Origin of the sequence: Ensifer sp. 1H6 (genome assembly GCF_001976035.1) — a bacterium.
GTDB lineage: Bacteria > Pseudomonadota > Alphaproteobacteria > Rhizobiales > Rhizobiaceae > Ensifer > Ensifer canadensis.
In genome coordinates, this window is the sequence record NZ_MOAI01000040.1 from 24,619 (window position 1) to 45,459 (window position 20,841).

A 20,841-nucleotide genomic window follows, 5' to 3' on the forward strand; every position below is an offset into this window, starting at 1 on the left:
GACTATTTGGCCGGTTCGGAGGCCAGGATTCCTTCGAGGCGGTCATAGCCGATGGCAATGCCGCTCTCCATCGGCGACTTGAGGACGGCATCGCGGGTCTCCGTCGAGGAGTAGATAACAGCCGTCGTCACCGTGGTGCGCCCACCCTCCTCGACGAAGTGGGTCGTCACTTGGGTTTGGCCGCCGGTCCAGTCCTCGTCAAAGAGTTCCTCGTGCACGATCCGGTCCGGCGCTTGGATCTCGCGATAGGTTCCGCCCATGCCCATCTCGACACCTTCGGCGCTTTTCCAGACGTAACGGAAGGTCCCGCCAGGTCTCAAATCAATCTCGCAAACGGGCAGCGACCAGCCGTCCGGGCCGGTCAGCCAGCGCTTGACGAGTGCCGGTTTGGTGAAGGCGTCGAAGACCAGCCGGCGCGGCGCGTCAAAGCTGCGGACGATGCGGATTTCCCGGTCGCCATGCGCCGTGACAACAAGTTTGTTGGATGCAGCATTCATGTCATTCCTCCTTCGTGGTGAAATTGGTGGGGAGTGCGGCCGACGCCTGTGATGCAGCCTCGGCTTTCAGCTCCTCAAGCAGGGTGTCGAGGCGGGCAAAATTCGCTTGCCAAAGCTTGCGATATTCCTCCAGCCAGTCGGCTGCCTCAGTGAGCGGATCGATCTCGATGCGGCAGGGACGGCGCTGTGCATCGCGGCTGCGCGAAACCAGCCCGGCGCGCTCCAGCACCTTCAGGTGCTTCGACACGGCCGGCTGGCTCATGGCGAAGGGCTCTGCAAGTTCGAGGACGGATGCTTCGCCCAGGGCCAGACGGGCAAGGATCGCCCGTCGTGTCGGGTCAGCAAGGGCGGAAAAGGTAGCGTCGAGGCGTTCGGATGGGGTCATTTGTATAACCAAATAGTTTTATAACTATTTGGTTATGTTGCAACTCGGCGCGAGAGTCAAGACTGCCCATGGGCAGGGAGCGCGCGACGCGTTTGCCGGCACCTTTTGCGAAGTGCATATTCGTCACACTGCAAGTTGTGGAAGAGACGCCTCGCGGCCTCGATCAACTTTGCTGGTGGGCTATGGCTGGACTGATGCCGGTAAGATTCGGCCCGGATCTTGGGCGTGCCGGCAGTGGACAGGAGTACCAGACCATGAAGATCATTCGGATTGCCAAAACCGCAGCCGTTGCTGCAATCGCCTTGTTTTCAACGCTCGTCGCCTTCGGCAACATCACCGACTACGCAACGAACTTCGCCTTCGTTCAGCATGTGATGATGATGGATACGATCTTTCCCGACGCGGCGATCAAATATCGCGCCATCACCAGTCCGGTGCTTCACAACCTGTTTTATGTCGTGATCATCGCGGCGGAAACGTTGACGGCGCTGCTTTGCTGGCTCGGTGCCTACAGGCTCGCCACTAACCTCAACGGTGGCGCCCGCGAATTCAACCGGGCGAAGACGGTGGCGATCGCCGGCCTGACGCTCGGCTTCCTCGTCTGGCAGGTCGGCTTCATGTCGGTCGGCGGTGAATGGTTCGGCATGTGGATGTCGAAACAATGGAACGGCGTTCCCGACGCCTTCCGCTTCTTCATCACCATCCTGCTGGTGCTGATCTTCGTGGCCCAGCGCGACGAAGAAACCGTGTGAATAAAAAAGGGGAGCCGTCAATGAACGGCTCCCTATCTGGCTTTCAGATGCGCTTACCGAGCATGCGTTACCGCAAAACCGCGGAGTGCTTTAGACGCGCTCGAGCGCCACGGCGATGCCCTGGCCGACGCCGATGCACATGGTTGACAGTGCATAACGTCCGCCGGTTTCCGCGAGCTCAAGCGCGGCCGTCCCTGTAATGCGGGCGCCGGACATGCCGAGCGGATGGCCAAGGGCAATGGCGCCGCCATTGCGGTTGACGCGGCCGTCGTCGTCGGCAATGCCGAGATCGCGCAGCGTCGCTAGTCCCTGCGAGGCAAAGGCTTCGTTGAGCTCGATGACATCGAACTGTTCCTGCGCCAGGCGAAGACGCGCCATCAATTTCTTCGAGGCCGGGGCCGGGCCGAAACCCATGATGCGCGGTTCAACGCCGGCGGTGGCCCCGCCGAGGATACGGGCGATAGGTCTGAGGCCGTATCTCCTGACCGCCGCCTCGGAGGCAATGATCAACGCCGCCGCGCCATCATTAACGCCCGACGCATTGCCGGCGGTGACCGTGCCCCCCTCCTTCTTGAAGGGCGTGCCGAGCTTGGCAAGTGCCTCCATCGTCGTGGCGCGGGGATGTTCGTCTCTTTCGACGACAGTCGGGTCGCCCTTGCGCTGCGGAATGGTGACGGCGACGATTTCCTTCGCCAGGCGACCGTTGGCTTGCGCGGCTGCCGCCTTCGCCTGGCTGCGCAGCGCAAAGGCGTCCTGGTCTTCTCGACTTACCTTGAAATCTTCGGCGACGTTTTCGCCGGTCTCCGGCATCGAATCGACGCCATATTGCTTCTTCATCAGCGGGTTGACGAACCGCCAGCCGATGGTGGTGTCATAGAGCTCGGCATTGCGCGAAAATGCGCTCTCCGCTTTCGGCATCACGAAGGGAGCCCGCGACATGCTCTCGACGCCGCCGGCAATCATCAATTCGGCTTCGCCCGCTTTGATGGCACGTGCGGCAGCGATGACGGCATCCATGCCCGAACCGCAGAGGCGGTTGATCGTGGTGCCGGTCACGCTCGCCGGCAACCCGGCCAGAAGCAGCGACATGCGCGCGACGTTGCGGTTGTCTTCGCCTGCCTGATTGGCGCAGCCGAAGATGACGTCATCGACCGCTTCCCAATCGAGCGAAGGGTTGCGTTCGATCAGCGCCTTCAGCGGTATGGCGCCGAGGTCGTCTGTTCTGACTGACGAGAGCGCGCCGCCGAAGCGGCCGATCGGCGTGCGGATATAATCGCAGATATAAGCATCGGCCATTTACGCGACCTCCTTGTTGCCCTGGTGGGCCTTCTTCGTGCGCGCGTTGATGTCACGAAGCGTCGCCAGTTCGATCTCAGTCGGCACCGGCGTCTCGATGACCTCTCCGGCGAATTTGATCGGCCAGCCGCAATTGTCGACGATCTGGTCACGTGTGACGCCGTGATGGATCGAAACAACAGCTAGTTCCTTGGTCACCGGATCGGGCTCCAGAATGCAGAGATCGGTGATGATGCGAGTGGGTCCCTTGGTCTTCATGCCGAGCCGTTCGCGATGATCGCCGCCTTCGCCATGACCCATCGAGGTGATGAAGGGCAGCTTTTCGACGAATCCACGCTTGGAGAGCGCCATGGTGATGAAGATGCGGCCGCAATTCGACGCGATCTCCGGAGCGCCGCCGCCGCCCGGCAGCCGGACCTTCGGATGGTCATAGGGACCGACGACCGTGGTGTTAAGGTTGGCGAACTTGTCGATCTGCGCGCCGCCGAGAAACCCGGTGGTAATGCGGCCGCCCTGCAGCCAGTAGCGAAACATCTCCGGCACCGAGACGGTGAAGAGGGCGGTATCGCAAAGCTCGCCGTCGCCGATCGACAAGGGGAGAACATCCGGCTTGGTGCCGACGGTTCCGCTTTCGTAGATGAGCGTAATGTCGGGGGCGTGGGTCAACCGCGCCACGTTGCAGGCCGCCGATGGCGCACCGATGCCGACGAAGCAGACGTCGTCGTTGGAAAGCTCGCGTGAGGCTGCGATGGTCATCATCTCGTTGGGGGTGAAATCCGTCATCGTCGCCTCCTCAAGCGGCCTTCGCCGGCTTCCTGCCGGCGTGTCGTGCAAAATCTTCAGGCCCTGCGTCGAGCACGTTCTCCTTGATCCATGCGGTAAAACTCTCGCGGTCGCGGGCGATCTCGTCCCAGCCGATGTAGAAGGCGTTCGAGCGCGGATAGTAGCCGTGGGCGTAGGAGGGGAAGGCGCCGCCCGGCACCTGGCTGACCGCCGTTACTGCCCAGGTGGGCAATACGACCGAGTTGGGCGACGGTGGCGCAAGCTCGTCGACGATTTCCTCGACCGTGATGATCGAGCGCTTGGCTGCAAGCACCGCCTCTTTCTGCACGCCGACGATGCCTTCGATGAGCACGTTGCCCTTCCTATCGGCCCGCTGGGCGTGGATGATCGTCACATCCGGCCGGATCGCCGGAACGGCGGCCAGCACTTCGGACGTGAAGGGGCAGGTGATCTGCTTGATGTTCGCGTTCACCTTCGGAAGGTCGGCGCCGATGTAGCCACGCAGCATCGCAAACGGCAGGTTCGCCGCACCCGCCTCATAAGCGTTGGCCATGGCCGCATGAGAGTGTTCTTCGATTTCGAGCGGCCGCGGCCACTGGTTTTCGACTGCGTCGCGGAAGCGGTGAAGCGAGCCGACACCGGGATTGCCGCCCCAGGAGAATTTCATGCCGCGGGCAGCACCCACGCCGATCAGCTGATCATAGAGGATGTCCGGCGTCATGCGCACGAGAAACAGGTTCTTGCGACCCTGGCGGATCACTTCATGTCCGGCAGCATAGGGGATCAGATGGGTGAAACCCTCCATGGCAACGGTGTCGCCATCCCTGACATTGTCGCCGATGGCCTCGGCGAGCGAAACGATCTTCGCCATGTTTCCTCTCTTCTGATTTGAGCGTTGCCGCCAATCGGCGGGCGCATGGTTATCTGCAGGCGGTGGGAAGAGCTGACGCGTCGTCTTTCGCGGTCCATGGAGTGCGGGCCGACAAGCTCCCTTTGCCTGTATTGGCCCGAAATAGGCTCTCAAAAACAGTGAGCGTCAAACATTTTGTGCGATATTTGACATTTGTTCGTATATCGCACAGATTAATTGCCGGTAGGAACGAGGATGAGCCATGAGAGAAACCGATTTCGTCAGCGGTTTTGCCCGCGGGCTGACCGTCATCGAGGCTTTTGGTGAGACACAGCAGAAGCTGACGATCACCGAGGCGGCGAAGATTACCGGTCTGGACCGGGCGACCGTGCGCCGCTCGCTGCTGACGCTCTCGGAGCTCGGCTACGCCGACTATGACGGGAAGTTCTTTTCTCTGACCCCGAAAATCCTGCGGCTCGGCCACGCCTACCTCTCGGCGACACCTCTGCCGACGATCGTCCAGCCCTATCTCGACCAGCTCTCGGAGCGGGCAGGTCAAAGCGCTTCCGCCTCGGTTCTCGACGGCACTGAGATTGTCTATATCGCGCGCGCCTCGCAAAGGCGGGTGATGTCGATCAGCCTGATGCCGGGCTCCAGGCTTCCTGCCTATTGCGCATCAATGGGGCGCGTGTGGCTCGCCGCCTTGCCGGAACAGCAGGCGAGGGACGTGCTCGCCCGCTCGGATCTCAAGGCAAACACACCTCATACGAGAACCGACACGGAAGAACTGATGGCCGAAATCGGCCGCGTGCGTCACCAAGGCTATGCGATCATCGACCAGGAGCTGGAAATCGGTCTTTGCTCCATCGCCGTTCCGCTTCAAAACGATCGCAACCAGATCGTCGCGGCACTCAACATCGGCGCGCCGGCCGCACATGTGCCGGCTGCTGAAATGGTCGAACGTTATCTGCCGCTCCTGAGGGAGACGCAGGCTGCCTTGCGGATCGTGCTGCGCTAGAGACAGCTCCCGTCTCTGATGCTTGACGGAAACCGCGACGGGTCTTCTAATCCGCGCGGACCGGAGGAGCACCCGATGACCGACGAAGAACCCCCAACGGAAACCAAGCTGACGACGACGAAGCGGCGTTGGGCGGCGGCCGGCAAGTTCCTCACCGGGCGCGCAGTCCGGCCTGAGGACGAACGATTGCCACCGGGCCAGCACCTTGTTCGGGATTGGCCGGTGCTGGACCTCGGGCAGCAGCCCGCGATCGGCGTGGAGCGCTGGCGGCTGGATGTGACCGGCCTCGTCGAACAGCGCCTGTCGCTGGATTGGACAGCGTTCAAGGCATTGCCGCAGAGCGACAGCCTCTCCGACATCCATTGCGTCACCACCTGGTCGCGCTACGACAATCGCTGGCAAGGGGTCTTGACGCACGACCTGCTCGACCTGGTCATGCCGAAGCCTGAAGCGTCTCATGTGATGCTGACGAGCTACGATGGTTATACGACCAATCTGCCGCTCGCCGATTTTGCCTCGGAACACGCGATCCTTGCGACCGATTGGGAGGGCAAGCCGATCAGCCGCACCCATGGCGGGCCTATGCGGCTTGTCGTGCCGCATCTCTATTTCTGGAAGAGCGCAAAGTGGCTGACGCGCATCGATTTTCGAGCCGGCGACGAGGCCGGTTTCTGGGAGCGCAATGGCTACCACATGCGTGGCGACCCTTGGCTTGAGCAGCGTTATTCCGCTGACTGACGGCCGGGCGTGGCTTTGGATATTGCCGGGAAAATGTATTCTGCGTTGCCCGCCGCGATCTGCCGGCGGGCAACGCAGCTGATGCTATTTCATCAGGTCCATATGCTGTTCGGCCCGCGCCTTGATCAAAGGGTCGAGGTCCGACTTGTAAGGCCCGTATTTCGTAAACATTTCGTGGGCTTCGAGCGGCGGAATGCCGGATGCGCGGATGAAATCCTCCAGATCATACCGGACCTCGCCGTTGGCGACGCCCTCTGTAAACTGAAGTCCCGTCTCGGATGTGGACATTTGAATCTCCGTTATCCCGAGCCCGCAACGACGGTGTTGGTTCCCGTGGCAGCAGGCGTTGATAGGTGGCTTCGCTTGTTCACGAAAATGGCGCCAGATGCAGAACGCGGCGCGATGGTTTTGAACGCGTCATTGTGGCTTTTCAGAACGCGGGGGCATGCTCACAGCACATTTGCGCGGGATTCACGCCGCAGAGGCGCCGAATGCATGTATGGGCTTCAACAGGCTTAAGGGCCAACAACGCCGCCCTCCATGCGCCGGGCAGGTGGCGGACCGCTCCCCTTGGCCATTCAGCTCCGGCCGGTGAAAGATACACTATCAAGCCGCCGGGCCAAACACAGGAATGGTCCTTGCGAGGCCTTGTTGCAAAAAGTGACCTTGGCTCCGGCGCCGGGCGAAGCCGCCATACGAGCAAACGGATTGCGGCGATCAGGCTTCGGTGGGCGAGCCAGCAGCTTGAAAGCGGGCCTCGAACTCCCGCCGTAGGTTTTTCCGCACCTCCGCCGCGCGCTGGCGTCGCTTTCGGATGCTGGTCACGGGATTGTAAGTCGGAACGGCGGTCGGACGCCCCTCGGCATCGACGGCCACCATCGTGAAATAGCAGGAGTTCGTGTGCCTGCGCTCGCCGGTGCGGATGTTTTCGGCTTCGACGCGGATCCCGACTTCCATCGAGGTCCGCCCGGCCTGATTGATCGAGGCGCGAAAGGTCACGAGTTCGCCGACATGGATCGGCTGCCGGAAGACGACCTGGTCCACTGACAAGGTCACCGCATATTCCTGCGAATAGCGCGAGGCGCAGGAAAACGCGACGCGGTCGAGAAGATTGAGCAGGGCGCCGCCATGGACCTTGCCGCTGAAGTTGGCCATGTCGGGCGTCATCAAGACGACCATTTCAAGCTCGCTGGTGTCATGCCCGGCTTCCACGGCCACTCCTTCTAAGATGATCGCAGCCCTTCTGGACCGATACGCGGCCGACGATGCCAGTATTCCAAGCCATGGTCCAGCGGTCAGTGAGACGTCCGGCTCGGTGGGCGACCGTGGGACTGGCCAGGGTGCGGGTCGCCGGGAGAAGAGCCAAACAACGACTGCAGAGGTAAATGGTCGGACCTGGATCGGAATCTCTGGTGGCCCTGACGTCACCGGGTGCCGACTTCACGATCGTCGATAATAGTCTTGATGATGTTACACATTGTTTGCATTGCTTCGGCCACCTGTTTGTCGGCAACTTGTTCAACGTCGTCGCAGATCGATTGGCACCTCATGACATGATCGACCGTGTGCATACTCGGTAGCGTCCCGTTGAACCGAATCGTCTCGACATATGGCGCATTATTTCTTGAGTAGATCGGAGCGTTACTCTGCTTTGTAATCGATGCCCAGTTCACGGAACAAGGCGGCCGTAGCAGCTCTATCTCCTCGGGACATGTACTCCATTCCGGCCCGGATCGCATAGCGCCAGGCCTCTCCCCTTTCCCAGGCTTCCTTGAGAGCATCCGACAGGTCACCGAGACGGTTGGAAGCATCGAGCGCGTCGAAGAGCAATACCGCTTGCCTCAAGTCCTTGTCGCGCTTTGCAGCCCCAATCGTATCGACTACGCGGCGGGAGGCCACGATCAGCTTGTGAACAGCATAGCGCTCCGGAGCCGGGACAATCACGGAGATTCCGCTTTTGTGTAGCAGGACGGCTCGCACGGGCTCATAGATGAGGAAATCCAAAAACCGCAGCGGATCGGCGCTTGCCCCACCCAGGGCGGGCATGTCGGCCGGTTGATCTTGATAGTCATCACTACCCCTATTTCCGGTCAAGAATTCCACATTGTAGCCCGCCCGGTTCTTGAATGCCGATGATCGGGTTGACCCTGAGCGATGCGGGATCGGCCGGAAGGTCGGATCGACGCCTTGTAGGATTTCAAGAATAGGTGGAAGCGAGTCCCCTACTTCGGAGCTGATCGCGTAGTCCTGGGCGAAATCAGCATCACCCGTGGTCATCGAGGCGGCAGGAAGACGGACGCCAAGATGGCCCGCATAGGTCGAGAACGCTACCGTTCCTACCAAGCAGGCCCGCAAGCGGAAAATGCCAGCCTGGGCCAGCGCCTCGACGACATCGCCGGAAAACGGTTCGGGAGCTGGTAATCCAGCCTCGCGAACAAGGGTGGTGACCAGCTTACGGCGGGCCTTGGCGTCATCCTTGATCGCGCGGAAGTCCTTTACCCGCCTGTTGATTTCGGGATCATCGGCCGGTCCAACATACCGGCGTTTCTGTCGGTGGCCCTCGCCTTCGTCGGGCTGGTCGAAATACCAGTATTTGCGGGCTTTGACCGTGACCGGCACGAAGCGGCCTTCAACCGGGAAATCGGCCGAGAAGCTGGCGTCGAGCAGACGTTGACCGAGTTCGGCGGTCATCGTGCGATACATCAGGTCGATCTGCCGCATATCTGCTCCCGTTATACTGAATTGCGAAAATTAGTATAACGGTCGGAAACTCCGATGGGCTGGCGTTATACTGAGTTTGTGAATTTAGTATAACGGCACTAACCTTATTTTCAAGAACAATCGACGACGGCGGCCCAAGGGGTGGGTAAGGTCGGAAGCGTTGACATCAAGATCGGGCTTCGGGTCGCCTGGAGCAAGAGGATCCAGCGGCCTGATCACTGATGTTGAAAATTGCCTGGAAGCGTTGATCCGCGCTACCGGTTTGCCGATGTCCATTTGTGCCCACAGGCGAGGGCAGAAGTCGCGACACCAAAATTAGCCACGAGTGCACGCGCATTGAGGTATTGAAGCTTGTTCTCGTCCAGTCCGTTCAACGTGGCTGCGGTGGCACGACGTGGCGGCGGTTGATGGTCGCTGGACGGCCCTTGATGGACAGGGTCGTATCGCGCTTCTCACGTTCAGCCACGACCTTGCCCTTCGCGACGACACAGAGCCGCTCGGCGCGCAGGCGCACCGCCTCGATGGGGTTGTCCGCATCGAGCACAACGAGGCTTGCCGATTTGCCGACGGCTAGACCGAGATGATCGAGTCCCATGATCTCGGCATTGACCTTGGTGCCATGTCGAAACAGGTACGCATGTCCGCGGGCGAGGACATCTGGGCGACGTGCAATCGCATGAAGGCGACGTCGAGCATGTCGGCTGTGCCGAGGCGCGCCACCCCTGCAGCATGATGCCGATCAGCGGATTGGGGCCGCCGAGACACCGGCTTCTGCAATCAGCGGCAGCAGTTTCGAGACGTAGTAGTTGTCCATCGAATGCATCGAGGTAAGGTGCGAGCCAGCCACCCGGCCTTGCAGGGCAGCTTTGCTTCTTTCAGAGCGTCCTCAGCACGTCGCCGAGTGCGTCAACCAGCATGTCGGCGTTCTCGCGGGAGAAGACGAGGGGAGGGCGGATCTTCAGAACGTTAGCATTGGGACCCGAGGCGCTGATCAGGATGCGCCGCTCGCGCAGGCCGTTGACGATGCGTGTCGACAGGGCCGCGTCAGGACGCTTTGTGGCCGAGTCCGCGATGATCTCGACGCCGATGAAGAGCCCAGACCCGCGCACGTCGCCGATCGCCGGGTGCGTAGCTGAGAGGCTTTTCACCCTATCCATCAGGTGGCGACCAACCACCAGCGCATTCTGCTGCAGGCCTTCAATCTGGATCGTGTCCAGCACGGCTTTGCCGGCGGCGGCCGCGACTGGATTGCCGCCGAACGTGTTGAAATAGCGCGCCCGAGGACCGAACTCGGCAATGACCTCCGGGCGCAGAACGATGCCGGCCATCGGGTAGCCGTTGCCCATCGGCTTGCCGATCGTCACCATATCGGGCGCGACGCCGTGGCGCTCGAAGCCCCACATGGCCTCGCCGGTGCGGCCGAAGCCGGGCTGTACTTCATCGGCCACGAAGAGACCGCCGGCCTCATGGATGGCGTCGACCGCCGGCTTCAGAAAACCTTTCGGCCCCTCGAAAATACCGTCGCTCGAAAAGATCGTGTCGGTGATCAGCATGGCCGGCTTAATGCCGTGGCGCTTCAAGTCAGCAATCGCCGCGCGTACGTCGCGGCCGAACTTTTGCACCATTTCTTCGGCGGAATGACGGTAGCTGTCCGGAGCAGGCACGGTGCGTACATGCGGCCCCAGCGTCACGGCTTCGCCGAGGGACGGCGAGAATTCCGCGACGGCGCTTGTGAGACCGTGATAGGCAAGCTCCGTTGCGATGATGCCTGTGCCGCCGGTGACGAAGCGGGCGATGCGCACCGCAAGGTCATTCGCCTCGCTGCCGGTACAGGTGAACATGACCTGGCTGAGCGCCTCGGGGAAGGTGGCCGTCAGCGCCTCTGCATAGTCGACGATGCCTTCGTGTAGGTAGCGCGTGTGGGTGTTCAGCACGGCGGTTTGCCTGGTGATCGCCTCCACCACGCGCGGGTGGCAATGGCCGAGCGAGGCGACGTTGTTGTAGGCATCGAGATATCGTTCGCCGGCCGCGTCATAGAGAAAGACGCCTTCACCGCGCACGAGATGCAGCGGTTTTTCATAGAAGAGGCGGTAGGCGGGACCGAGCACTTTTTCACGGCGCGCTATCAGCGCCCGTTCAGCTTCGTCGAGCCGTTCGAAATCTTCGCGCGAGAAAGCGTTTACCATCGACATGATCAGGCCTCGGAAAGGTTGGGCACGAGCCTTTTCAGCCCGGCCGGCGTCAGATCGGATATGTTTTGAAGCCCCCGCCAGGCGGTGGCGTGGTTGCGCAGGATATAGTCGCGGTTTTCCGGGAAGCGTGCGGAGCGCCATTCGGCGATGATGAGTGACATCGCCAGCCGCGACCGGGTCAACACCGGTAGAAGTTCAATTTCGGCAGGCTCCAGCGCACGTGCCGAAAGGAACCCCTCCAGGAAGGAGCTGGTGCGCGCCGCCCAGTTTTCCGTCGCCAGATGATAGGAAAGCGCGACGGCAAGATCGTTGATGAGTGGCGCATGGACCATGTCGCCGAAATCGATAATGCCGACGACTGCGGTGGGTGCGGCCGGATCGAGCAAAACATTGTGCGGGTTGAAGTCGTTGTGGATGATCTGCCGTCGCTTGAGATTGGTGATGGCGGGAAGCGCCCGCTCGAACTCCGCCAGCACGGCCTTCGCCTGCGCCCGGCGTTCGGGCGCGACATGGTCGAGGACGGCAGTGAGATCGAGCGTGTGGGAAATGTCCCACATCAGCTTTCCCGCCGGCGGGCGTCCGTCATAGTTCTCAAGGCCGAGCCCGAGTTCCGCAAGCGCCCGGCCGACGTTGCGGCTCTGCGCCTCGGAGGCGGGTGTGCGGTACTGCAATTCTCCCTGCAGGAAAGTCAGCAGGCGCATGATGCGCGGGCCATCGGCGGTGGAAAGCGTGTGGCTAGGCTCTCCGCTTTTCGTGAGTATGAGCCGCGGCACCGGTACGGCGGGGGCGGCAGCCTCCAGATGCAGGAGCGCACCGTCCTGGAATTCCAGCGCGGCCGGGTCCTCGGCGGGATTGGCAATCTTGAGGATGAAGGCCGTTTCGTCCGAGCGGGTGAAAAGAAAGGTCTCGTCCCTTTCGCTGGAAAACCGCCTGATCGTGCCGCCCATGCCATAGACCTGCTTCACCGCGGCCTCGGCATCGGCAAGCGATGTCGCACTCCACGTCGCCGACATGGAATCGGCCTTCTTGGCGGTGGGCGATGGCTCCGTCATGCTTGCTCCGTTGGTGGGGTTGCCCGCATTTCCTTCGATTGTCCCTCCCGTCCGCTGACCACGGTGCCGACTAAATTGCCGCCGCAAGCCGTTTGGCGGAAGATGTCCGCGACATGTCATACTTGAAACACGCCGAAAAAGATGCATCAAGTATCTTGTTATTCGATTTTGCGGACCAGTTCCATGCCTCAATTTACGTCACTGGATCATGAGAACCTCAACAGCGCGGTTTATGGTGCGTTGTGCGATGCCCTGATCCAGGGAGGTTCCAGCCCGGCGACCGGCTGAAGATCCGTGATCTGGCGGAACAATTCGGCACGAGCGTCACACCGATCCGCGACGCCATCCTTCGGCTTGCCAATGACGAGGCGATCACCTTCCGCTCGCCGCGCGACATCCGCATCCCGGGTTTGAGCGAAAACCGCTACCGCGAGATCCGCGCAATCCGTGTCCGGCTGGAGGGATTGGCGGCGGAAACCGCCGCCCAGGTGGCGACGAGCACGGATATCGAGGCATTGGAACGCATCTTGCGCGAAAATGAACAGGCAATCGAGGCCGGCGACCGGCTGAAGGGCACGCAACTCAACCAAGCCTTCCACTTCCTGTTGCCGCAGATCGCTGGGCTGCCGGTGCTGAACGGCATCCTGCGGCGGCTCTGGCTGCAGATGGGGCCGCACATTTCCGATGCCTATATAGAGGGTGGACGTGCGATGATCGACCATCACTACCCGGTCGTCGAAGCCCTGAAACGGCACGATTCCGCCGCCGCCTCGATGGCGATCGTCGACGATATCCTGCTCGGCGGCAAGCCGATCCTCGAGCGCATCGAACGGGGAACGGAGCGGGAGGCGCGCAGGGCCTGACATCACTTGGAAGAGGAGGCTTGCAATTCATGAGCGGCCTATTACGATGTATCAAGCATCAACAGAGAACGCTCCCATGACCGAAGAATGCCGCTACATGTTGCTGACGGGTGCGAGCCGCGGGATCGGTCATGCGACGGTCAAGCTCTTCCAGTCGAAGGGCTGGCGCATTCTCACCGTTTCCCGTCAATCCTTTTCCGAGGAATGCGCCTGGCCCTCCGCCCGCGAAAGCCATATCCAGGCCGACCTCGCGGATCTCACGCAGATCGACCGCCTGGCAGCGACGGTGCGCGAGCGCCTGCCGAACGGCCGGCTGCACGCGCTCGTCAATAATGCCGGCATTTCGCCGAAGGGGCCGGGCAAGAGCCGCCTCGGTGTGCTGGATACGGATGCCGATGTCTGGACGCAGGTGCTCAACGTCAATCTTATCTCGACCGCTTTGATCGCCCGCGCACTCATGCCGGAACTGGAAGCAGCGAAGGGCTCGATCGTCAATGTTACGTCGATCGCCGGCTCGCGCGTCCACCCCTTCGCAGGCGTTGCCTATGCGGCGTCCAAGGCGGCGCTTGCCTCGCTGACCCGTGAAATGGCGCACGAATTCGGCCAACGCGGGGTCAGGGCGAATGCCATCGCCCCGGGCGAGATCGAAACGTCGATCCTGTCGCCCGGAACGGATGAACTGGTGGCGGCGGAAGTGCCGATGCGAAGACTGGGCGAACCGCGCGAGGTCGCGGAGACCATCTATTTCCTCTGCACCGAGCCATCGTCCTACATCAACGGCGCGGAAATTCACATCAACGGAGGTCAACACGTCTGACGATGGTCGACTGGGGGAAATCCCCGCTGACCGACAAGGACCGGAGTGCATCATACGGTCGGACAAACGCCCGGGGAGAAAGGGCGCGACGACCGGAAAGGCTGTAATCATCGCAATACGCCAAAGGGACGGGTCAGCAGTCCGCATGAGATCGTCAACGGGGGCCGGAGGCTGACGGCGGTTCCTTCACAAACGAAGAAAAGGGGAGTGCAATGAAGACTATCTTTCAAGCGGGTGTTCTGGCGTCCGCCGTCGTCGTGCTGTCCGCAAGCCTTGCCGCACCGGCATTCGCACGGGACCTGACCGTCGTCTCCTGGGGCGGCAACTATCAGGACGCGCAGCGCAACATCTATTTCAAGCCCTTCGCCGAAAAGACCGGCAAGCCGGTGCTCGACGAAGCCTGGGACGGCGGCATCGGCGTCATCCAGTCGAAGGTCAAGGCCGCGCGCCGAACTGGGATGCCGTGCAGGTGGAAGCCGAAGAGTTGGCGCTCGGCTGTGCCGACGGACTTTATGAAAAGATCGACTGGGACAAGATGGGCGGCAAGGACAAGTTCCTCGATTCTGCGGTCGATGACTGTGGTGTCGGCGCCATCGTCTGGTCGACGGCGATCGCCTATGACGGTGATAAGCTGAAGGAAGGCCCGGCCTCCTGGGCGGACTTCTGGAATGTCGAAAAATTCCCCGGCAAGCGCTCGCTGCGAAAAGGCCCGAAATATACGCTCGAATTCGCGCTGCTCGCCGATGGCGTCTCTAAGGACGAGCTGTACGACGTGCTTGGGACCGACGAAGGGGTCGAGCGCGCATTTAAGAAGCTCGACGAGTTGAAACCGCACATCGTTTGGTGGGAATCGGGCGCCCAGCCGCTGCAGTTCCTCGCCTCTGGCGAAGTGGCGATGACGTCGGCCTATAACGGTCGCATCACCGGCATCAACCGCACGGAAGGCAAGAACTTCAAGGTCGTCTGGCCGGGCAGCATCTACGCCGTCGATAGCTGGGTGGTGCTGAAGGATGCGGAAAACAAGGACGCCGCACAGGACTTCATTGCCTTCGCAAGCCTGCCCGAACATCAGGCGAAGCTGCCGGAATTCGTCGCCTACGGCCTGCCGAACAAGGAAGCTGCAGCCAAGGTTCCGGCGGAATTCGCCAAGGACCTGCCGACCGATCCGGCGAACATGACGGAGTCGATCTCGCTGAATGTGGACTTCTGGATCGACAATGCCGAAACGCTGACGCAGCGCTTCAACGCCTGGCTGGCCCAGTAAGAACATTCGCCGCGAAGGGCGCTCCGACGGGCGCCCTTCCTGCCTGGCCGGATGCGTTCTCACGGGTTTTCCGGATGGCGCATCCTTCGCCTCTAGCGATGGAGTCTTCCGTGGCCGAATTCATTCGATTTGACCGCATCACCAAATTCTACGGCCCGCTCTGCGTGGTTGAAAACCTGGCTCTCGGCATTGGCAAGGGCGAGTTCGTAAGCCTGCTCGGCCCCTCCGGCTCCGGCAAGACGACGATACTGATGATGTTGGCGGGTTTCGAGCAGCCGACCTCCGGCAATATCCTGTTGGACGGGACCGCGATCAACGACGTGCCGACCCACAAGCGGGACATGGGGGTCGTCTTCCAGAGTTATGCCTTGTTCCCGCATATGTCGGTCGGCGAGAACGTGGCCTTCCCGTTACAGATGCGTGGGCTGGGCAAGGCGGAGATCGCCGAGCGCGTGGCGCGAGCGCTGGACATGGTGCAGCTGTCGGCCTTCACCGACCGCCGGCCTTCGCAACTCTCCGGTGGGCAGCAACAGCGTGTGGCGCTTTCCCGCGCGCTGGTCTTCGAGCCGCGCGTCGTGCTGATGGACGAGCCGCTAGGCGCGCTCGACAAGCAGTTGCGCGAGCAGATGCAGCTCGACATTCGCGACCTGCACCGCCGCCTTGGCGTGACGATTGTCTTCGTCACACATGACCAGTCGGAGGCGCTGACCATGTCGGACCGCGTCGCCGTCTTCAACAAGGGTAAGATTGAGCAGATCGGCACGCCGCGGCAGGTCTATGACGAACCGGCGACGCGCTTCGTCGCGGAATTTATCGGCGAGACCAATCTGGTCGAGGGTGTCGTCGAGGCGGTGCAGGGGCAGGAGGCGACTGTGCGCCTGCGGTCCGGCGCGCATATCGTTTCGGCCGTTTCCGGCAGCGTCGCCTCCGGCCAGCCCGTCTTTCTCTCTATCCGGCCGGAGCGGGTCGATCTCAGCGAAACGCGCGGCGAAGCGCGCAATTGCCTGGAAACGGAAGTGACCGATTCCGTCTATCAGGGCGATCATCTGCGTGTGCAGTTGCAGAACGCAGCACAACCGCTGATCGCCAAGCTCGGTCGCCGGTCACGCGAATTCCCGCCGGGCACCAAGGTCTATGCGGCCTTTTCAGCCGGCGATTGCCGGGTCATCGCGCCATGAGTGCAGTCTCGTCCCGGACCGGGCGGTCGCTCGTTCTTCTTGCGCCGCTGCTTCTCTTCCTCATCGGCTTCTTCGTCTGGCCGCTGTTCAGCATGATGTCGCAGGCGGTGTCGGATCCAGCCGTGCTGCGCCTGCTTCCGCGAAGCGCCGAAGTACTGACGGATTGGGATCGAAAGTCGCCGCCGACCATGCCCATGCAGACGGCGCTGATGGAGGACCTGAAGGCCGTCGATGACGACCAGGCGCTCGGCGATATGGTCCGCCGCCTCAACAGCGCCCGTTCCGGCTTCCGCACGCTCATGTCCAAGACGATCAGCGCGCTCGACGACACGGCGAACCCGCCCGCCGACCTCGTGTCCATCGACAAGCGTTGGGAGAAACCGGAATTCTGGCTGGCCATCGCCGATGCGCTCTCGCCGCTCACCGATCGCAACCTGCTCGCCGCAGTCGATCTCGGCCGCAATGCCGCCGGCGATATCGAGCACCTGCCAGCCGACCGGTCCGTCAACCGCGTTATCCTCGTGCGCACCTTCTGGATCGCCGCACTTGTCACCTTCGCCTGCGCCGGTATCGGCTTCCCCTATGCGATGATCGCGGCTTCGCTGACTGGCTGGAAGCGCGACCTGATGCTGGCTGCCGTGCTGCTGCCGCTCTGGACTTCGCTTCTGGTACGCACCGCCGCCTGGTTCATCCTGTTGCAGGAAAAAGGGTTGATCAACGACCTCCTGCAAACGCTCGGTCTGATCGATGCGCCGCTGCCGTTGATCTTCAATCGCACCGGCGTCATCATCGCCATGACCCATGTGCTGCTGCCTTTCATGGTGCTGCCGATCTATTCGGTGCTTATTACCATCCCGAAGAACCTGATGCCGGCGGCCGCCTCGCTCGGAGCGCCGCCCTGGCGCGCGTTCCTGCGCGTGCTGCTGCCGCTGAGCCTGCGCGGCGTCGCCTCCGGCAGTCTGCTCGTCTTCATTTCTGCAATCGGCTACTACATCACCCCGGCTCTGATTGGCGGGCCGGGCGACCAGATGATCAGCTCGATCATCGCCTTCTACGCCACAGGTTCTGCGAACTGGGGCATGGCCGGGGCGCTTGGCGTCGTGCTGCTTGTCGCGACACTGCTGCTCTATAGTGTCTATGCGCGGCTCTCCACTGACGAGCCGGGGAGGCGCTAGGTCATGCCGATGAAGCTCACCAAGTTCGCTTTCGCCTCGCTGACGATCCTCTTCCTCGTCGCGCCGCTCATCGCCATCCTGCCGCTCGCCTTCACCTCGAGCGTCATCCTCACCTACCCGATCCCGTCCTGGTCGCTGCGCTGGTTCGAGGAATTGTTCACGGCAGATGCCTGGCGGCGGGCGATCTTTAACAGCCTGATCATCGGGACGGGCACGACGCTGCTCGCCACCGTGCTTGGCACCGCCGCCTCGCTCGGCCTGCGCAACCGCCTCCTCTTCTTCCGCGGGTCAATACGCACGCTTTTTCTACTGCCCATGGTGGTGCCCGCTGTCGTGCTCGGTGTCGGCATGCAGGTGCTGCTCGCGGGTTTCGGCCTGACGAACAGCTATGCCGGCGTGATCATCGCCCACACTGTCGTCGCCGTGCCCTTCGTCGTGGTCAGCGTCATCGGCGCGCTTGCCGGCATCGACGAACGCGTGGAACTCGCCGCACAAAGCCTCGGCGCTTCGCCCGCAACGGTCTTCCGCCGCGTGACCCTGCCGCTCGCCATGCCCGGCGTGCTCTCCGGCGCGGTGCTGGCCTTCGCCACCTCGCTGGACGAGGTTGTGCTGACGCTCTTTGTCGCCGGTCCCAACCAGCGTACGCTGGCCCGGCAGATGTTTTCGAGTATCCGTGAGAACATCAGCCCGGCGATTGCGGCAGCGGCCTTCCTCTTCATCGTCGCGACAATTCTGATCGGCCTCGCGGTTGTGCTGTCTCGATCTGTGCTGGCGAAGCGGCGTTAGACAAATTTGCGCGTCCGGGATGAAAAGATCGTTGAAGGCTTTGGATACGTAAAGGGATAGATAAGCGCGCTGATGCCGGCCCGAGCAGCCAATCGATCGGGTTTTTGAGGGCTGCAGGGAATGCTGCGAACATATTCAGGGCTCGAAATGATCAGCCCGTCACTCGCGGAAATTTTCTCGATGAACCGGATGACGCTCTCTGGGGTATTCGGCCCCTCCCGTTCTGTTCTCGTCCAGTCCGTTCAACGTGGCTGCGGTGGCACGATGTGGCGGCGGTTGATGGTCGCCGGACGGCCCTTGATGGACAGGGCCGTATCGCGCTTCTCGCGTTCAGCCACGACGTTGCCCTTCGCCACGACACAGAGCCGCTCGGCGCGCAGCCGCACCGCCTCGATGGGGTTGCCCGCATCGAGCACAACGAGGCTTGCCGATTTGCCGACGGCTAGGCCGAGATGATCGAGTCCCATGATCTCGGCATTGACCTTGGTCACCATGTCGAAACAGGTGCGCATGTCCGCGGGCGAGGACATCTGGGCGACGTGCAATCCCATGAAGGCGACGTCGAGCATGTCGGCCGTGCCGAGGGAGTACCAGGGATCGAGCACGCAATCCTGACCCCAGCCGGTGCGGATGCCGGCCTTCAGCATTTCGGGCACTCGCGTCAGGCCACGCCGCTTGGGATAGGTATCGTGCCGCCCCTGCAGCATGATGTTGATCAGTGGATTGGGGATCGCCGAGACACCGGCTTCCGCAATCAGCGGCAGCAGTTTCGAGACGTAGTAGTTGTCCATCGAATGCATTGAGGTAAGGTGCGAGCCAGCCACCCGGCCTTGCAGGCCGAGCCTCTGGGTCTCATAGGCAAGCTGCTCGATATGGCGCGACAGAGGATCGTCGGTCTCGTCGCAATGCAGGTCGACCATCAGGCCGCGCTCGGCCGCGATCTCGCAAAGTTCGGTAACGGAACGCGTGCCGTCGGACATGGTCCGCTCGAAATGCGGGATGCCGCCGACGATGTCGACGCCCATGTCGAGGGCGCGGATGGTGTTCTCGCGCGCATTCGCCGAGCGGTAGAGCCCGTCCTGCGGGAAGGCGACGAGCTGGAGATCGATATAGGGCGCGATCTCCTTCTTGACCTCGAGCAGCGCTTCGACCGCAAGAAGGCGGTCGTCGCAGGTATCGACATGGGTGCGGATGGCGAGGAGGCCCATCGAGACCGCCCAGTCGCAATAGGCCAGCGCGCGTTCCTTGACGGCCTCGTGGGTCAGGAGCGGCTTGAGTTCGCCCCACAGCGCGATGCCTTCGAGCAGCGTGCCTGAGGCATTGATACGCGGCAGGCCGTAGGACAGCGTTGCGTCCATATGGAAATGCGGATCCACAAAGGGCTGGCTGACGAGGTTGCCCGAGGCATCGACGACACGACCGGCCCCGGCATCGATACGGGGCTCGATCGCGGCGATCCTGTCGCCCTTGATGCCGATATCGGCGACGGTTCCATCGGGCAGCGTGCCGCCCTTTACGATCAGGTCGAAACTCATCTTTCGCCTTTCTGGTACGGGATCATCAAAGCTTTGGGATAGGTGGCGCGGCGTGCGACCAGGATCAGCGCCAGGATCGACAGCGCATAGGGCATCATCAGGAAAACCTGATAGGGCACGATACCGCCCGATATCTGCTGCAGGCGAACCTGATAGGCATCGAATGCGGCAAACAGGATGGCGCCGATCAGCGCCTTTCCTGGTCGCCAGGAGCCGAAGACGACCAGCGCGATGCAAATCCAGCCGCGCCCATTGATCATCTGGAAGAAGAAGGAATTGAAGGCCGAGATGGTGAGAAAGGCGCCGCCGACCGCCATCAGCGCGCTGCCGACGGCGACGGCGCCCATGCGTATGCCGGTGACCGAAATGCCTTGCGCCTCGACCGCCGACGGGTTTTCACCCGCAGCGCGAACGGCAAGGCCAATGGGGGTGCGATAGAGGATCCAGGCGACGGCTGCGACCGACACGAATGCGAGATAGGTCAGCGGCGTCTGGGTAAACAGCGCCTCACCAACGACAGGAATGCTGGACAGGCCCGGGATCGGCAAGGGCTGGAACGGCTCGATCTTGGGCGGCGACGTCACCTCGGGCAGCGCAAGACGATAGGTGAAATAGGTAAGGCTTGTAGCAAGCAGCGTAACGCCGATGCCGACGACGTGTTGCGACAGGCCGAGCGGTACCGTGAGCGTGGCGTGCAGCAAGCCGAACATGGCACCGACCAGGGCAGCGACCAGCACGCCGGCCCAAAGATCGCCGCCAGAATAGACGGTGAACCAGCCGGCGAAGGCGCCTGCCGTCATGATCCCCTCGATGCCGAGGTTGAGGACGCCCGCGCGCTCGCAGATCAACTCGCCCATGGTTGCGAAGATCAGCGGCGATGCTATGCGGATGGCGGCGACCCAGAAGGAGGCGGTGAAGAGGATCTCAATCGCGTCCATG

Annotated in this window: 19 protein-coding genes and 4 pseudogenes; 9 read left to right on the plus strand and 14 right to left on the minus strand. The window is 62.0% G+C overall.

The annotated features are described in order from the left end of the window. Window positions 1-2: 2 nt before the first annotated feature. Both BKP54_RS30775 and BKP54_RS30780 read right to left on the minus strand, forming a co-directional pair. Window positions 3-497, minus strand: coding sequence for an SRPBCC family protein (locus tag BKP54_RS30775; protein ID WP_025429193.1), 495 nt, complete (start codon window positions 495-497; stop codon window positions 3-5). Between the two features lies 1 nt (window position 498). Continuing rightward, window positions 499-882, minus strand: coding sequence for a metalloregulator ArsR/SmtB family transcription factor (locus BKP54_RS30780; RefSeq protein WP_057209755.1), 384 nt, complete (start codon window positions 880-882; stop codon window positions 499-501). A 254-nt stretch (window positions 883-1,136) separates the two neighbouring features. Between BKP54_RS30780 and BKP54_RS30785 the strand changes: the two genes are divergently transcribed. Further along, window positions 1,137-1,634, plus strand: a complete 498-nt coding sequence (locus BKP54_RS30785; protein WP_025429191.1) for a DUF2165 domain-containing protein — start codon at window positions 1,137-1,139, stop codon at window positions 1,632-1,634. Window positions 1,635-1,724: 90 nt separating this feature from the next. Here the strand turns inward: BKP54_RS30785 and pcaF are convergent, their stop codons facing one another. Genes pcaF through BKP54_RS30800 form a run of 3 tightly spaced genes read right to left on the minus strand, consistent with a single transcriptional unit; the run spans window position 1,725 to window position 4,584 of the window. Then, window positions 1,725-2,930, minus strand: coding sequence for a 3-oxoadipyl-CoA thiolase (pcaF, locus tag BKP54_RS30790; protein ID WP_084815373.1), 1,206 nt, complete (start codon window positions 2,928-2,930; stop codon window positions 1,725-1,727). Next, the gene (locus tag BKP54_RS30795) at window positions 2,931-3,713 is read right to left on the minus strand and encodes a CoA-transferase subunit beta (RefSeq protein ID WP_084815374.1); all 783 of its coding nucleotides are present in this window, start codon (window positions 3,711-3,713) and stop codon (window positions 2,931-2,933) included. It abuts the gene before it with no gap. A gap of 10 nt (window positions 3,714-3,723) precedes the next feature. Continuing rightward, window positions 3,724-4,584, minus strand: a complete 861-nt coding sequence (locus BKP54_RS30800) for a CoA transferase subunit A (protein WP_084815375.1) — start codon at window positions 4,582-4,584, stop codon at window positions 3,724-3,726. A 241-nt stretch (window positions 4,585-4,825) separates the two neighbouring features. On the opposite strand from BKP54_RS30800, the gene BKP54_RS30805 reads away from it, so the two are divergent. Further along, a complete protein-coding gene (locus tag BKP54_RS30805) occupies window positions 4,826-5,581 on the plus strand; it encodes an IclR family transcriptional regulator (protein ID WP_025429187.1) in 756 nt (251 codons plus the stop codon). 75 nt (window positions 5,582-5,656) lie between these two features. Then, window positions 5,657-6,319 (plus strand): sulfite oxidase-like oxidoreductase, encoded by a 663-nt coding sequence (locus BKP54_RS30810; RefSeq protein ID WP_084815376.1) that lies wholly within the window; start codon window positions 5,657-5,659, stop codon window positions 6,317-6,319. An 84-nt stretch (window positions 6,320-6,403) separates the two neighbouring features. On the opposite strand, the gene BKP54_RS30815 is transcribed toward BKP54_RS30810, so the two are convergent. The 6 genes and pseudogenes from BKP54_RS30815 to BKP54_RS30840 all read right to left on the minus strand — a co-directional run bounded on the left by BKP54_RS30815 (window position 6,404) and on the right by BKP54_RS30840 (window position 12,284). Next, a complete protein-coding gene (locus BKP54_RS30815) occupies window positions 6,404-6,607 on the minus strand; it encodes a hypothetical protein (protein WP_025429185.1) in 204 nt (67 codons plus the stop codon). Window positions 6,608-7,036: 429 nt separating this feature from the next. Next, complete coding sequence (locus BKP54_RS30820) at window positions 7,037-7,498, minus strand: acyl-CoA thioesterase (RefSeq protein WP_038578389.1); 462 nt, start codon at window positions 7,496-7,498, stop codon at window positions 7,037-7,039. Between the two features lie 462 nt (window positions 7,499-7,960). After that, entirely contained in the window at window positions 7,961-9,040 is a 1,080-nt protein-coding gene (locus BKP54_RS30825) for a GSU2403 family nucleotidyltransferase fold protein (protein ID WP_084815377.1), read from the minus strand. Window positions 9,041-9,410: 370 nt separating this feature from the next. Continuing rightward, a pseudogene (locus BKP54_RS30830) lies at window positions 9,411-9,899 on the minus strand (amidohydrolase family protein); the annotation flags it as partial. Between the two features lie 16 nt (window positions 9,900-9,915). After that, entirely contained in the window at window positions 9,916-11,232 is a 1,317-nt protein-coding gene (locus tag BKP54_RS30835) for an aspartate aminotransferase family protein (RefSeq protein WP_084815378.1), read from the minus strand. 2 nt (window positions 11,233-11,234) lie between these two features. Beyond that, window positions 11,235-12,284: a phosphotransferase enzyme family protein gene (locus BKP54_RS30840; RefSeq protein ID WP_084815379.1), complete on the minus strand. Its 1,050-nt coding sequence runs from the start codon at window positions 12,282-12,284 to the stop codon at window positions 11,235-11,237. Window positions 12,285-12,467: 183 nt separating this feature from the next. Between BKP54_RS30840 and BKP54_RS30845 the strand changes: the two are divergent. The 6 genes and pseudogenes from BKP54_RS30845 to BKP54_RS30870 all read left to right on the plus strand — a co-directional run bounded on the left by BKP54_RS30845 (window position 12,468) and on the right by BKP54_RS30870 (window position 18,367). Beyond that, window positions 12,468-13,147, plus strand: a pseudogene (locus BKP54_RS30845) (GntR family transcriptional regulator). Window positions 13,148-13,223: 76 nt separating this feature from the next. Beyond that, complete coding sequence (locus tag BKP54_RS30850) at window positions 13,224-13,964, plus strand: SDR family oxidoreductase (RefSeq protein ID WP_025429178.1); 741 nt, start codon at window positions 13,224-13,226, stop codon at window positions 13,962-13,964. A gap of 212 nt (window positions 13,965-14,176) precedes the next feature. Further along, window positions 14,177-15,228 (plus strand): annotated as a pseudogene (locus BKP54_RS30855) (ABC transporter substrate-binding protein). 110 nt (window positions 15,229-15,338) lie between these two features. Beyond that, a complete protein-coding gene (locus tag BKP54_RS30860; RefSeq protein ID WP_025429176.1) occupies window positions 15,339-16,406 on the plus strand; it encodes an ABC transporter ATP-binding protein in 1,068 nt (355 codons plus the stop codon). Further along, on the plus strand, window positions 16,403-17,581 hold the full coding sequence (locus BKP54_RS30865) for an ABC transporter permease (protein ID WP_084815381.1): 1,179 nt from the start codon (window positions 16,403-16,405) through the stop codon (window positions 17,579-17,581). The genes BKP54_RS30860 and BKP54_RS30865 overlap by 4 nt, the downstream gene beginning before the upstream one ends. 3 nt (window positions 17,582-17,584) lie before the next feature. Then, window positions 17,585-18,367: an ABC transporter permease gene (locus BKP54_RS30870; protein ID WP_025429174.1), complete on the plus strand. Its 783-nt coding sequence runs from the start codon at window positions 17,585-17,587 to the stop codon at window positions 18,365-18,367. An 82-nt stretch (window positions 18,368-18,449) separates the two neighbouring features. Here BKP54_RS30870 and BKP54_RS36875 read toward each other — a convergent pair. The 3 genes and pseudogenes from BKP54_RS36875 to BKP54_RS30880 all read right to left on the minus strand — a co-directional run. Further along, a pseudogene (locus BKP54_RS36875) lies at window positions 18,450-18,570 on the minus strand (NAD(P)H-dependent oxidoreductase); the annotation flags it as partial. A gap of 39 nt (window positions 18,571-18,609) precedes the next feature. Next, window positions 18,610-19,902: an amidohydrolase family protein gene (locus BKP54_RS30875; RefSeq protein ID WP_084815382.1), complete on the minus strand. Its 1,293-nt coding sequence runs from the start codon at window positions 19,900-19,902 to the stop codon at window positions 18,610-18,612. Then, window positions 19,899-20,840 carry an ABC transporter permease gene (locus tag BKP54_RS30880; protein WP_025429172.1) on the minus strand — a complete coding sequence of 314 codons (942 nt, stop codon included), beginning with the start codon at window positions 20,838-20,840 and terminating at the stop codon, window positions 19,899-19,901. Before BKP54_RS30880 ends, BKP54_RS30875 begins: the two co-directional genes overlap by 4 nt. Window position 20,841 lies beyond the last annotated feature (1 nt).